At 54.4% G+C, this 13,454-nt stretch carries 14 protein-coding genes; 5 read left to right on the top strand and 9 right to left on the bottom strand.

The genetic code is table 11. From position 1 onward, the window contains the following. Positions 1–31: 31 nt before the first annotated feature. Positions 32–1,030 carry a helix-turn-helix transcriptional regulator gene (locus D9N13_RS14850; RefSeq protein ID WP_290591710.1) on the top strand — a complete coding sequence of 333 codons (999 nt, stop codon included), beginning with the start codon at positions 32–34 and terminating at the stop codon, positions 1,028–1,030. 2 nt (positions 1,031–1,032) lie between these two features. On the opposite strand, the gene D9N13_RS14845 is transcribed toward D9N13_RS14850, so the two are convergent. Together D9N13_RS14845 and D9N13_RS14840 are read right to left on the bottom strand one after the other, a co-directional pair. Then, positions 1,033–1,470 carry a protein YgfX gene (locus D9N13_RS14845; RefSeq protein ID WP_290591708.1) on the bottom strand — a complete coding sequence of 146 codons (438 nt, stop codon included), beginning with the start codon at positions 1,468–1,470 and terminating at the stop codon, positions 1,033–1,035. Next, complete coding sequence (locus D9N13_RS14840) at positions 1,457–1,723, bottom strand: succinate dehydrogenase assembly factor 2 (protein ID WP_290591706.1); 267 nt, start codon at positions 1,721–1,723, stop codon at positions 1,457–1,459. Before D9N13_RS14840 ends, D9N13_RS14845 begins: the two co-directional genes overlap by 14 nt. 134 nt (positions 1,724–1,857) lie before the next feature. Between D9N13_RS14840 and D9N13_RS14835 the strand changes: the two genes are divergently transcribed. Together D9N13_RS14835 and D9N13_RS14830 are read left to right on the top strand one after the other, a co-directional pair. Next, complete coding sequence (locus D9N13_RS14835) at positions 1,858–2,832, top strand: YgfZ/GcvT domain-containing protein (RefSeq protein ID WP_290591704.1); 975 nt, start codon at positions 1,858–1,860, stop codon at positions 2,830–2,832. A gap of 47 nt (positions 2,833–2,879) precedes the next feature. Further along, entirely contained in the window at positions 2,880–3,731 is an 852-nt protein-coding gene (locus D9N13_RS14830; RefSeq protein ID WP_290591702.1) for an HDOD domain-containing protein, read from the top strand. Positions 3,732–3,791: 60 nt separating this feature from the next. Here D9N13_RS14830 and mmsB read toward each other — a convergent pair whose 3' ends face one another. Genes mmsB through D9N13_RS14810 form a run of 4 tightly spaced genes read right to left on the bottom strand, consistent with a single transcriptional unit; the run spans position 3,792 to position 8,515 of the window. Next, positions 3,792–4,685: a 3-hydroxyisobutyrate dehydrogenase gene (mmsB, locus tag D9N13_RS14825; RefSeq protein WP_411268173.1), complete on the bottom strand. Its 894-nt coding sequence runs from the start codon at positions 4,683–4,685 to the stop codon at positions 3,792–3,794. A gap of 16 nt (positions 4,686–4,701) precedes the next feature. After that, complete coding sequence (locus D9N13_RS14820; protein WP_290591700.1) at positions 4,702–5,823, bottom strand: enoyl-CoA hydratase/isomerase family protein; 1,122 nt, start codon at positions 5,821–5,823, stop codon at positions 4,702–4,704. Then, on the bottom strand, positions 5,820–6,980 hold the full coding sequence (locus tag D9N13_RS14815; protein ID WP_290591698.1) for an acyl-CoA dehydrogenase family protein: 1,161 nt from the start codon (positions 6,978–6,980) through the stop codon (positions 5,820–5,822). Before D9N13_RS14815 ends, D9N13_RS14820 begins: the two co-directional genes overlap by 4 nt. 5 nt (positions 6,981–6,985) lie before the next feature. Beyond that, positions 6,986–8,515 (bottom strand): CoA-acylating methylmalonate-semialdehyde dehydrogenase, encoded by a 1,530-nt coding sequence (locus D9N13_RS14810; protein ID WP_290591696.1) that lies wholly within the window; start codon positions 8,513–8,515, stop codon positions 6,986–6,988. Positions 8,516–8,613: 98 nt separating this feature from the next. Between D9N13_RS14810 and D9N13_RS14805 the strand changes: the two genes are divergently transcribed. Beyond that, complete coding sequence (locus D9N13_RS14805; RefSeq protein ID WP_290591694.1) at positions 8,614–9,495, top strand: helix-turn-helix domain-containing protein; 882 nt, start codon at positions 8,614–8,616, stop codon at positions 9,493–9,495. A gap of 2 nt (positions 9,496–9,497) precedes the next feature. Here D9N13_RS14805 and ung read toward each other — a convergent pair whose 3' ends face one another. From ung to D9N13_RS14790, 3 genes are all read right to left on the bottom strand, one after another. Further along, positions 9,498–10,196 carry a uracil-DNA glycosylase gene (gene ung, locus D9N13_RS14800; protein ID WP_290591692.1) on the bottom strand — a complete coding sequence of 233 codons (699 nt, stop codon included), beginning with the start codon at positions 10,194–10,196 and terminating at the stop codon, positions 9,498–9,500. Between the two features lie 23 nt (positions 10,197–10,219). Further along, positions 10,220–10,891 (bottom strand): TetR/AcrR family transcriptional regulator, encoded by a 672-nt coding sequence (locus D9N13_RS14795; RefSeq protein WP_290591691.1) that lies wholly within the window; start codon positions 10,889–10,891, stop codon positions 10,220–10,222. Positions 10,892–11,224: 333 nt separating this feature from the next. Continuing rightward, positions 11,225–12,367: an oxygenase MpaB family protein gene (locus tag D9N13_RS14790; protein ID WP_290591689.1), complete on the bottom strand. Its 1,143-nt coding sequence runs from the start codon at positions 12,365–12,367 to the stop codon at positions 11,225–11,227. Between the two features lie 236 nt (positions 12,368–12,603). Here D9N13_RS14790 and D9N13_RS14785 point away from each other — a divergent pair, with 236 nt between their 5' ends. After that, complete coding sequence (locus D9N13_RS14785; RefSeq protein WP_290591687.1) at positions 12,604–13,407, top strand: helix-turn-helix domain-containing protein; 804 nt, start codon at positions 12,604–12,606, stop codon at positions 13,405–13,407. Positions 13,408–13,454: the final 47 nt, after the last annotated feature.

Raw genomic sequence — 13,454 nt, 5'->3', positions numbered from 1 at the left:
GTATTTCACGGCTGCAATTGAGGGGAAAACCATGCCTGCACCCACCGTTGCGTTTGAGCTATACGACGCGGTCTTTCAGTACCTGGAAAGATTGGGATATCCACAACAAACACTCTGTGATCACGTTAATGTCAGATCCAGGTTTGATTTCCGCAGCAACGGGCGCACCCCCCTATCACTCTATGAAAAGGCGTTGATTGCCGGGGCTGAAATTACCGGCGATTCAGCCTTCGGTATGCGCATGGGAGGATCAGGGTTTCCGGCACACATTGGTGTATTTTATTTTCTTTCCATGACGGCAAAAGATGTGTCGCAAATTATGGAGTCGGTCTGCAAGTTCTTTCCTTTGGCTTTCGACTTCATTCGTCTTGAAGTCGAAACCGATGCATCCAGTTTGCATACGGTGTTTCGTTATCAGGTGCCCCGCCCCCACCGGCACGTAATCGAGTACATCACCGCTTACTGGTACAGCATTTCCGCACAAATGAGTTTTGACGCCAAAAACGTACCACGCGTACTCTATCTGGAAAATCAGCAGTGCTGTGACGACAGCGTTGTCGATGAAATCTTTCAGTCCACGACCATCCTATTTGGCCAGCCTGAAGACCGCTTTGACCTGAGACTGGAGGGGCTGGGCTATCACTCTGATCTGACCGATCACAACCTGTTTAGCCTTTCAGAAAGCCGGGCGGTGAATCTAATGATGCGGCTGCGCTCGGAAGACCGTATTGCCCGGGAAATCTGCCATCACGTAACGCAATTGCTGACCGAAGGTGCCCCCGGTATAAACGACGTTGCCAGGCGCATGAATTGTTCCGGCCGCACCTTGCAGCGACGCCTGGCCGAACGTAACCTGAGTTATCAGATGTTGTTGGATTATGTACGCAAGGATATGGCCATTGAGATGCTGTGCAAAACCACCCTGCCCATTACCCGCATTGCTGAACGCACGGGCTTTGCTGATGACAGTACATTTCATCGTGCCTTTCGCCGCTGGACCGGACTGTCTCCAGGCAGCTATCGCCACTGATTTCACTGTGGGGAAACAACCGCTTGTTGCTTGTTAGGCGCCCAGCGCAGAAACACCTGCAGTTTACGAAACCGGTGGAAGCCAATCATGTCAGGAGTCACCAGGATGTGGCGGCGACCGCGCCCGGATATAAAACTGAGGCGAATGGCGTAGCTGCCCAGGTGGGTTTCCGGCGATAGCGTCAACGGCCCCGCTTGTCGCTGATCACGATAGGCGATAAACCAACCTGCTTCCGTCATCCAGACCCGAACTACTGATGTTTTCAACAGCAGCAACCCATACTTGGCGACGTTGACAAAGCCCGCCAGGACCACCAGGGGGAGCAGCGGCCAAAACACCGCCGGCAGTATCCACACGGCAACGGCAGCAGCAAAGTGAAGCAAGACAATCAGCGCCGTGAACGGCGCTGAGGGCTGCAAATGCAGATCAGGTATCCACACGATTCAGCACCATGGATACGATACGCGCCAAATCAGCTGCTTCCGGTTTGGAACGATGGGTAAACCACTCAAACATTTCCACATCATGCTGATCCAGTAGTTTTTCAAACAACTTCTTGTCATCCTCATCCAACGCGGGGTACTTCTCCTCAAAAAATGGGAGCAACAACACCTCCACCTCCTTGATGCCTCGACGGCAGTGCCAGCGTAATCGGCGGATATGCTCTTCCTGGGTGGTATTGTGATCAGACATAGGTTTTCACTCCAATTCGATGGCGGCATTATAAAGAATTCGCCCCCATTAACCTATCGCTGACTTTTCCCCGGCGGCACCGTATGATGGCAACCAAACCCGTGCCATTCCGCAGTCGAGGAGGTAAATCAGCCATGTGGTCGGATCATCTTAACGTTATTCAACAGGCTCCATGGGGAACCTGTATCAATGAACTGGACACCGAGGCCAGCCTGGTGGAGCAAAACGCAAGCTTCGTTGCTCTGCTGGAGTGCATGGCCGTCATCCGGGTATCAGGCGAGGAGGCTGCCAGTTTTCTGCAAGGACAAATCACCTGTGATGTAAGCCCATTGAACTCAGGCCAGGCGGTGCTCGGGGCTCACTGCAATGCCAAGGGCCGGGCCCAGTCGACGTTCCTGTGCCTGCGCCAGGGCGATGATTTTTTATTGTTGCTGCCACAGGATCAGGTTGCACCGACGATTCAGGTACTGTCCAAATTTGCCATGTTTTCCAAAGCCGACGTCACGGCCGACGAATCACTGTTGGTGTTCGCTCCCGCCGGCCCCGATCAGGCCACCATCCACAGCATGGTACAGGATGCCAATCAGGGAGCCACACTGTTTACCCTGCCGGCCCTAGGCTCATTAGGCGTGATTGCGCAGGCCCAGGCGCCAGCCTTCATACAATTACTGCAACAGCATTCGATTCCCCTGGTGGGGGACAACGCCTGGAATCTGTCCCAGATCAATGGGGGCTTGGTGCATATCCACGCCAACCAGGCAGAAAACTGGATACCGCAGGAGATCAACTACGACCTGGTGGAGGGCGTCAACTTCAAGAAAGGATGCTACAAAGGCCAGGAAATTGTGGCGCGGATTCATTATCGCGGACAAACGAAAGTACGCACCTTTCCCCTGGAAATCCACGGCTGTGACGCGGTGGAAATTGGCGACAAAATCGTCAGCGAAGCCGGAAATGGCACAATTCTGGCCGTGGCAAGGGTGAGCGAGCGCACACTAAAAGTACTCAGTACTCTGAAGATAGAGGCATCTGAATCACAAAATTTGAAGCTGGAACAAAATGATGCCTGCCAAATCCACGTGCTTCCGCTGCCCTATGCTATAACTTAAGTAGGTTTAATCGAAATCTATTTACAGCAAAGGATGTGGAGCTGCTGATGGCGAGTATTGAAGAAGTCACCCTGCAGGAGATCAACGAGCTTATCGACAACGACCGCCTGGTGTTACCCACCTTGCCGGAAGTGGCACTGAAAGCCCGGGAGACAGCGGAAGACCCTAACGCCTCAGCGGGCGACCTGGCCAAGGTTATCAACAACGATGCCGCCATGACCGCCCGCATCATCAAAGTGGCCAACAGCCCCATCATGCGGGGCGCCCGTGAAATTGAAGATGTGCAGATGGCCATCGCCCGGCTGGGCATCACCTGTATTTCCAACCTGGTCACCGGCCTGGCCATGGAACAGATGTTTCAGGCCACCTCGGACTTGATCGATAAAACCATGCGGGAATCCTGGCACCACAGTACCGAAGTGGCGGGCATTGCCAACGTGATTTGCAAGCATTACACCAATCTGAAACCGGACCAGGCCACACTGGCGGGGCTGGTTCATGAAATCGGGGTACTGCCCATCCTCACCTACGCGGAAGAATCCGACCGTTTGAACGACCCCATCACCCTGCAAAAAGTAATTCACTCGATCCATCCCAAGGTGGGCGTGAAGATTCTGCAATCCTGGGAGTTCCCCAAAGAGCTGATTGATGTACCCGCCTACTACCGTAAGTTCAACCGCGACACCGGAAGTGACAAACCGGACTACGTGGATGTGGTGATGGTGGCGAATCTACAGACCTACATGAGCAAACCCGATCACCCCTACATCACTAAACTCAACTGGCACGACGTCACCGCCTTCAACCGGGTGGGGCTGGACCCTAATATTGGTGATAACGAAGACGAAGATCTGAATGCAGAGATGGAAGCCGCCATGGCCATGCTGCAGGCCAACTAGCCACGGATAAACGATTAACGACTCGAAAACTCGGGGCCTTTTTGGCCCCTTTTTTAACGCTTATTTTTCCTGCTTTTCAAACCACTTCTGAATGCTGGAAAAATCCTTTTTGCCCCAGCCATTACGGCCATGCTGCACATACAGGCTCTTGGCCAGATTGCCCATCGGGGTGGCGGATTGGCTTTTTAACCCTGCCTCCAGTGCCAAACCAAGATCCTTGTTCATCAGGTTTACCTGAAAGCCACCTTCATATCCTTTGCTTGCGGGCACGGACTCCATTACCCCCGGATAAGGGTTGTATAACTCCAGCGACCAGTTGCGACCGGAGCTTTGCAACATAATGTTCGACAGAACCTCCGGATCCAGGCCATTGTCCACGCCCAGCTGCAACGCTTCAGCCGTACCGATCATATGCACTGCCAACAGCATGTTGTTACAGATCTTGGCGATTTGCCCGGCACCGTGATCACCGGCATGGAACACGTTCTTACCCATACCCAGCAGCAATGGCCGGGCGCGTTCGAAGTCAGGCAACGCCCCTCCCACAATAAAGGTGAGAGTCCCGGCCTGCGCGCCGGCAACGCCTCCGGACACCGGTGCGTCCAGGGTGGCAATGCCCCGCTGCCGGGCGGCCGTGGCCAGATTGACTGCGTTGTCGGGGGCAATGGTGGAGCAGTCAATCACCAGAGACGTTTTACTGATTGCCTCCAGCAAACGGGCACCGTGAATATACAGATCCTCCACAATGGGGCCGGAAGGCAGCATGGACACCACAAACTCTGCACCCGCCACCGCTTCCTCGGGGGATGCCGCTGCTGCTGCCCCTGCGGCAACCACCGGCTCCATCAATTGTGGTGACAGATCATAAACCTTCACTTGATGTCCGGCCCGTACCAGGTTAATGGCCATAGGCCCCCCCATATTTCCGACACCAATAAATCCTACTGTTGCCATCTTCACTCTCCGCTGTTTACCAGGCCAGATCCTGCAATGGATTTACACCATCCGGCCACGGCGCCTGAAAATGTTCTTCCACCCACTGGGGGCTGACCTCCGCAACCGATTGGTGCTGCCATTGCGGTGCGCCGTCTTTGTCCACCAACAGTGCCCGTACTCCCTCCGGAAAATCCGGGTGCAACGCACATTGCAGCGACATCACCAGCTCCATCTGAAACACCTCCGGCAAGGACAGCTTTTTGCCCCGCCGCAACTGTTCAAACACCAGGTGAGCGGTACTGGGGCATCCCGACTTCAAAGTGGCCGCCGCTTTTTGCAGCCATTTCTCGTCACTGTCGATGGCCAGAATGTTGGCCGCCACGCCGGCGGCGCTATCGGCGTCCGTCACCGCCTGAATCACATCATAGTGCTGGCGGACATTGCCTGCCGGCATCAAATCCAGCACCTCGCAGGAACGCAACACCGTGCCCACCAAAACCTCATTTTCCCGCGTGCAATCCGTCCATGCCTGCTTTTGCAAGCCATCCAGTACAGACTGCTTCTTCATGCTGGGGATGAAACGATCCGCCATACCCACGAACATCGCATCCGCCGCGTTGAAATTGGCACCGGTCAAACCAAGAAACAAGCCGGTGCGCCCCGGCGCATGATTCAAAAACCAGGTACCCCCTACATCCGGATACAGGCCAATGGTGATTTCCGGCATGGCCAAACGGGAGGTTTCAGTAACCACACGGTGTGATGCCCCGGACATCAAGCCGATTCCACCCCCCATCACAATACCGTGTCCCCAACAGATGATCGGCTTGGAATAGCAGTGAATCAAATAATCGAGCCGGTACTCGTTTTCAAAGAAAGACTGTACGTAGGGTAATGCTGCCTGTGCCCCCACTTCGGCAATTCGATCCCGCAGGCAACGCACATCGCCACCGGCGCAGAACGCCTTCTCTCCTGCGCCCTGCAACCAGATGCAGACGATGCTGTCATCCTGTTCCCATTGTATGAGCTGATCCGTTAACAACATCACCATCTGCTGCGTCAGGGAGTTGAGCTTTTTCTCCACGTTCAACGTCGCGATGCCAATTTTCTTGTCATTGGCCGCCGGCAATACATCAAACACCACACTTTCTGTCACTGAATAACCTCCGTTGCACCTTCCATCAGTGCGCGCCGTGCAATGATCATGCGCATGATTTCGTTGGTACCCTCAAGAATCTGATGTACCCGCGTGTCACGCACATGGCGCTCCAGGGGATACTCTTTGATATAACCATAGCCACCATGAATCTGCAGGGCGTCGTTGCAAACCTGGAACCCGGCATCGGTGGCAAAACGTTTTGCCATGGCGGAATAGACACTGGCATCGCCATCTTTCTGATCCAGCTTCACCGCGGCCAGCCGCACCATCTGGCGGGCCGCCACCAGCTGCGTCAACATATCGGCCAGCTTGAACTGTAATCCCTGAAACTCCGCCAACGCCCGGCCGAACTGCTTGCGCTCCAACAGGTAACGTTGCGCCGTATCCAATGCGGCCTGCGCCGTGCCCAAAGAACAAGTGGCGATATTGATGCGCCCCCCGTCCAGCCCTTGCATGGCAAATTTAAAACCGTCACCTTCACTGCCCACCCGTTGCCCCCGCGGCACCTTAACGTCATCAAAGGTGATGGTACGAGTCGGCTGACAGTTCCATCCCATTTTGTCCTCCTTGCGCCCATAGCGAATCCCCTGTCTATCGGCCTCCACCAAAAAACAGGATACCCCTTTGGCCCCGGCTCCGCCCGTGCGCGCCATCACCAGCAGCAGCTCGGTGGCACCGGCACCGGAAATAAAACACTTACTGCCGTTGAGCAGGTAATATTCTCCTTGTAACCGCGCACTGGTTTTCAGCGACGCCGCATCGGAGCCGGCGTCCGGCTCGGTGAGGCAATAGGAGGCCAGGGTTGCCCCCGAGCACAAGCCCTCTCCCCAGCGCGCCACCAACTCAGCGCTGCCGAAGGTGGTCACCATCCAGGTACACATATTATGGATAGTGAGATAGGCCGCCGTGGCGGTACAACCATAGGCAAGCTGTTCAAATATCAGGTGCGCGTCCAGCCTTGACAGCCCCATGCCACCGGCGGCCTCCGGCGCATAAATGCCACAAAATCCCAACTCACCGGCTTTGCGGATCACTGCCAGAGGAAATTCACTGAGCGCATCCCAGCGTGCCGCATGGGGGGCCAGTTCTGCGGCGGCAAATTGTTTTGCCGCCTGCTGGAAGGCCTTTTGATCGTCGGTTAAATCAAAGTCCATGGGCTTTATTTCAAATGAATCGTCATGTTGGGTCCGCTGGCGGCTATATCACTCTCAAACCAACGCGCGGTAATGGTTTTGGTTTCGGTATAAAAACGCACCGCCTGCTTGCCATAAGCATGCTGGTCACCATAAAACGAGGCCTTCCATCCGGTAAAGGAGAAGAAGGGTAACGGCACGGGAATGGGCACATTGATGCCCACCTGCCCCACCTCAATTTCGTGCTGATATTTGCGTGCCGCCGCGCCGCTGGCTGTGAAAATGGAGGTGCCGTTACCACAGGGGTGCTCATTGATCAGGGCGATGGCATCCTCCAGCGAATCCACGCACAACACGCACAGTACCGGCCCAAAAATCTCTTCGCTGTAGATGCTCATCTCTGGCTTAACATCGGTAAACAGCGTGGGCCCCACCCAATTTCCGTCGGGGTAGCCTTCTACGCTGCATGCGCTGCCATCCAACAGGCAAGTGGCACCTTCCTGCTTGCCCTGGGCGATCAACCGCAGTACCCGCTCTTTTGCCTGGAGGCTGATTAACGGGCCATAGGCTGCCTCTGGATCATCCCACACCCCGGGTCGAATACCCTCCAATGCGGTTTTGATGTCGTCGACCCAGTCGCGGGCACCACCCACCAAGACCACTACGCTGATGGCCATGCAGCGCTGACCGGCTGCACCGCAGGAGGCTCCAACGATGTTATTGACTACCTGTTCCCGGTTGGCATCAGGCATAACCACCATGTGGTTTTTTGCGCCGGCGAAAGCCTGCACCCGCTTCATGTTGGCGGTTCCGGTTTGATAGATATACTGCCCCACCGGCACAGACCCGACAAAGGAAATGGCCTTGATGTCAGGATCACTCAAGAGGGCGTCTACCTGCTCTTTGCGACCGTGTACCACCTGCAGCACATCTTTTGGAGCCCCAGCCTCAATGAACAGCTCCGCCAGCCGCATGGGGGTTAATGGATCCTGCTCAGAGGGCTTCAGGATAAAGGTGTTGCCGCACGCAACGGCCAGAGGAAACATCCACAGGGGAATCATGGCTGGAAAGTTAAACGGGGTAATTCCGGCACAGACCCCCAAGGGTTGAGTGTACGAGTAAGTATCGATGCCACCGGCCACGTTCTCAACGGTTTCCCCCATCAGCAAACTGGGAATATTGGCAGCGTGCTCCACCACCTCAATCCCGCGCCACACATCACCCTTGGCATCTTCAAAGGTTTTACCGGTTTCCTTGGCCAGAATCCCGGCCAGTTCATCATGATGGGCTTTCAGTAATGCCTGATACTTCAGCATCACCCGCGCCCGCACCGGCACTGGAGTATCCCGCCATACCTTGAACGCCGCCTTAGCCGACGCGATGGCCTGCTGCATTTCATCGGCCGTGGTACAGGGTACCTGGGCGATGACCGACTGGGTTGCAGGGTCGGTGACATCAATCCAGTGGCTGGCGGCACTGTGCTGAAACTCACCATTAATAAGTTGTTGAACCTTGATGGGGTTGGAGGGGGTCATATCGTTTCCTTGGCGCTGCATTCAATTCTCTATATGTAGCATAGCCCGGCACCGGTTACCATTGACGATATTGCGCATAATATGGATTATATTGTCATTCACCAAACCTGAGTATTAACATGCCTGTATCCTCCGGATGGCCCCTCAAACCCGGCGCCATACGCTATTTTGTCCCCCATTTCGCCAGCGCGCAGTTGGCCCGTCATCCGTTAACGGAAGAGCTGCATATCACTGGCATGGGGTTCTACCCCAGAGCCCACAACCACACCATGACGCGCCTGGAACACGAGGATAATTTATTGATGTACTGCAGCGAGGGGAACGGTTGGCTGACGCTGAACGAGGTGGAGTACCCCGTACATGCCGGTGATCTGATGGTCTTGCCCAAAGGCCTCCCCCACCATTACCGTGCCGACCTCAACACACCCTGGTCATTGCGCTGGGTGCACTTTGCCGGAAGCAGGGCTCTGGATTATATTGCGAATTTACATCTGCCCACTAATTGTTTTGTGATTGCGGTGGGGCAGCACCCCCGCATCATCAGCGATTTCGATACCCTGTTCAGCGTGCGGGAAACCGGCTACAACATGAAGGCGCTGATCCATGCCTCCCAGGCACTGAAGCAAATGTTGACCTACCTGGCCCTACTGTCTGCCAGCCAATCCCGGCAGGCAAGGCAACCCATCGACCTGGAAAACATTCAAGCCCTAATGATGGCCAACCTGGCGGGGGAACTGGATCTGCACGCACTGGCGGAAGCCGCCCATCTTTCCAAATATCATTTTGCCAAGCGCTACAAGGCACTCACCGGGTATTCCCCCATTCAGCATTTTATTCATATGAAAATGGAGCGGGCCTGTTACCTGCTGGACACCAACAACCAACCGGTGAGCCGTGTCGCACAGGCACTGGGTTATGACGACCCCCAGTATTTTTCCCGTTTGTTCAGGAAAGTAACCGGGCTGTCACCGCGGGATTATCGCAAACTGGATAAAGGATAGGTCTATTCAGGCACCGACCAGTCAATGGGCGTCAAGCCTTTGGCTTCCAGATACTGGTTGGCTTTGGAAAAATGCCGACAACCGAAAAAACCACGGTGGGCCGACAGCGGGCTGGGGTGAGGCGCCTTGAGCACGCAATGCTTCTTTTGATCAATAATCTGGCCCTTCTTCTGCGCGTAGCTGCCCCACAACATGAACACGATACCTTCCCGCTTTTCATTGAGCTCGCGAATCGCCGCATCGGTAAACTGTTCCCAGCCCTTACCCTGATGGGCAGCCGCCTTGGACTGTTCCACCGTGAGCACCGCATTCAACAACAAAACCCCCTGCTCTGCCCAGTGGGTAAGGCAGCCGTTGGTGGGAATGGGTAAGCCCAGGTCGGCGTGGATTTCCTTGAAAATATTCTGCAATGAAGGAGGAAAACGCACCCCTTTTTGCACCGAGAAACACAAACCATGGGCCTGGCCGGGCCCGTGATAGGGATCCTGCCCGATCATAACCACCTTGACTCGATCAAACGGTGTCAGGTTAAAGGCATTAAAGTACTCATCCCCTTTCGGATAAATCACTTTTCCGGCTTTTTTCTGCGCCACCAGAAAGTCACGCAGGCTATGCATATAATCCTGCTGAAACTGCGGCAACAGATGTTGTTTCCAACTGGGTTCAATCTTTATCTGCTCTGGTGACATGCTTTCACCCATATGGTTTCCCCCTTGATGCCCGCTTAGGGCAGAAAGGCGGACAACTGCCGCCTGATCATGCGACACGCCTTATCCTCATCAAACTGTGCAACCGGAATCATCAACGCTTCATGCTCAATGCGAAAAATGGTTCCCATCAACAGCTCTCCGGCAATCTCCGGATCTTCCACGCCGATGACTTTACACAGTTCCACCATCTCTTCCAACAGGTGATCGAAATAGGTCTGGGCAATGCTGCGCAAACGGGCATCCCGCAGGCACTCATGCTTGAAAGCTTGCTCAGCAATCATGTGATCACGCTTGTCCGTGAGCTCCAGTTTCATATAGCTCACTATCATTTGAGACAGGTTCTGCAGCAATTGATTAGTCACTTCCGGGCTGGCACCCACATCCGCTTTGTGCTGCTCAATGAATTCACCCACATGTTGGTAGATGGGTTGCACCACATCGTTCATGGCGTTTTCGGCGAACAGGGTAAATGTGTCAGCGATCAGATCAGAAATATCTTTAAAGTAATAGGTGGTTGCCGACAAAGGCACTTCCGCTTCTTTCGCCACGGCGCGGTGACGAACACCACGCACACCATCGTTTACCACGATGCGTAAAGCGGCTTCCAATATGGCCTTGCGCCGCTGCTCACTGCGGGCACGAGACGCCTTGCGGCCACGATAATTGATGGCATTTTCATCTGACATGCTTCTGACAACCGGTCAATTGAGTTGGCTGGCAATGATACTCGAAAGCAGTCGGCAATTCATGGTGGAGAGCAGGATAACGCGTTGTTTTTGTATCAATTTTTGAACAAACAGACAAAAAAAGGCCCCACCTGCGCGTAGCGCAGGATGGGGCTCCCAGCAAGAAGTTGAACAGCGTCGTTGGTCTGTTTCGCTGTTGCTGTACACGTTGCAACCAGCTTGCCAACTTTCACGGGCTTCCTATCTTGCTGTTTTTCCTAATTAATCTACCAGGCCTTAATACCTAATGTGGTTTTCTACCTGAGAGTACAGGTCAGAACCTGACCATATGCGTCAGGCCAGGCTACGAAAGGCAAATTGGCTGGGATCCCCTCCCAATCCATCAAAAATATTTTTACGGCGCATCCTGTGATTGCCTTGCTCCAACAGCTTCTGCAGGGCCGTTGGCGCCAGGTAACGACCTTTGGCCGCCAGCCGGATGGCTTCTCGAATCAGCCGCACCTTGGCACGATCTGCCGCAGTGGCATGCATGTTGATGTCCTTTGCCACCACCGGCCCGATAAGAAACTCGCTGAAGGCAATCAATACGCCCTCCGGCAAATGGAATGGCGGCTCCTTGGCCATGTCCCGCAGCAGCGCTTTGGCCAGTTTCTCGCTGTCTGGAGTGGGGTTATAAAGGTGGGTTGCCAACTGCAACGCCAACATCTCCTGCTCATCCAGGCTGGCCGGCAGCAACCCTTCCTTTACCCCCAACACATAGCCGGCGTAGCGCCAGAAATACTGCATCAGGCTTTTTTCTTCGGTACTGAGATTCACCCCCAACCGCTCGATGCCACGGGCCACCATAAAATCAAATTCCAAAACCGTGCCTGCCATATCCTCCTGATTAATGGGCTGGTCGTATTTTTCCACATCCCACTTACCGGAATGCCAAAGAAACTGACGCACAGATGAATGCGTCAAGCGCACTTCCATCAACGTGCGGTGCCCTGCTGAACCGGGGGCGATGTTATCCTTACCCACCATGTTATGCAGCAGTTGACCGGTTTGATAAATACGCCGGGTGACGTCTTTCTGCAGCCGCCCGGTAGCCACCAACACCTGGGCTGGCTTGTTGTAGGCATAGCCTTCCACCAGGCTGCTGCACAGCAACACCAGCCCCTGCAACGGGGCGTAGCGCTTAAATACCCGGCTACCCTCTTCCAGAATATCGAAATCCACCCAGCCGGGTACCTGATGGCAGTGCTGCAAAAATTCGCCGAACGCCCCCCCTTCAGTGGCGGCTCGGGTTTCCACTTGATCCAGCATATCCGAAGGGCGACCACGCTTGATCAGGGCAGTACAGGCATCCGCCCGCTCATCACAGACCTGTCGCCATTGCTCTAAATTATGATGGGAATAACGATCCCACCAAACGCGCTGCTGCGGGGATTGGGGGCCTAGCTTGATTCGTTCTAGTTCTTCTGGAGTAGGCATAACTTCACCGATTATTGCGTGACCACTGGGTTCCGGAACAGTAGCAAAAGCGCCTCCGCCTGACAAGAACTCGTGAGTTCTATTTTTTATGCCCACCTGTTAGCTCTATTAAATATGTTATTTATTATGTCTATTCGAACCTACATAACCTGTTAAACCCTATAATTTACCCAAAGTCAGGTTCGATTTGATTCGAATCCGAACCATCATTCTTGATAAAAACAATAAACAGAGCCATGACACACTGCATAAATCAGGATCCGATCCTGTTATATCTGTGGAAACGACGAACCCTCTATCTGGGTGAGCTGCCCTCCATACCCGACCTGACCCCGGCCGCCTCCACTTTACTGGTGGGCCTGGACAAACCGTTTCTGATCTGGGACTACGCCAGCGGCCAAAAAAGGGAAACCCGCACCGCCCTGGTACCGGCGGGCACTCACTTTGGCGCTGATCCGCGGAACCAGAACATGGTGAACTGTTATCTGGATCCGCTGGGTGAGGATTTGCGCGCCTTAAGCCCTATGATGCAGGGCAGCATCGGCCCCATTTTGGTGGACTGCCGGGATGAACTTGGCCAACTGGAGGATTTCCACACTATTGTCCGTGATACGCCGCCGGCAGCAGACGCCTATGGGATCTTGGATGCTCAATTCCACAGACAGGGCTCGGTGAGCATTGCAAAGTCCCGAATGGTAGAGCCGATACAACGGGTTATTGATTTAATTCAAAGCGACCCGCTGTCCAACGAACCCACCGAATGGCTGGCACACAAGGCGGGATTAACCCAACCGCAATTGAACCGCTGGTTCAAACGCATTACCGGCGTACCGGTACGACGTTACCGCCTGTGGCACCGGCTGTTTGTGACCGCGAACCTGATGAGCTTTGGCAAGTCGTTAACGGATGCAGCCCATGAAGCGGGCTTTTCGGATTCGTCCCACCTCAATCACACATTTCGCAGCATGATTGGCATGACACCCTCTTTCGTTTTTCAGCGCTCGGATCGCCTTAGGATTTTCACCTGCCCTGAACACTGAATGGGGTGGGGCGTGATATGACACACCCCACCCCAATCTAATGCTGG

This window comes from Ketobacter sp. GenoA1, assembly GCF_003671475.1.
Classification (GTDB): Bacteria; Pseudomonadota; Gammaproteobacteria; order Pseudomonadales; family Ketobacteraceae; genus Ketobacter.
The sequence above is the reverse complement of the archived record's forward strand: the minus strand, read 5'-3'. Positions and strand labels throughout refer to the sequence as shown.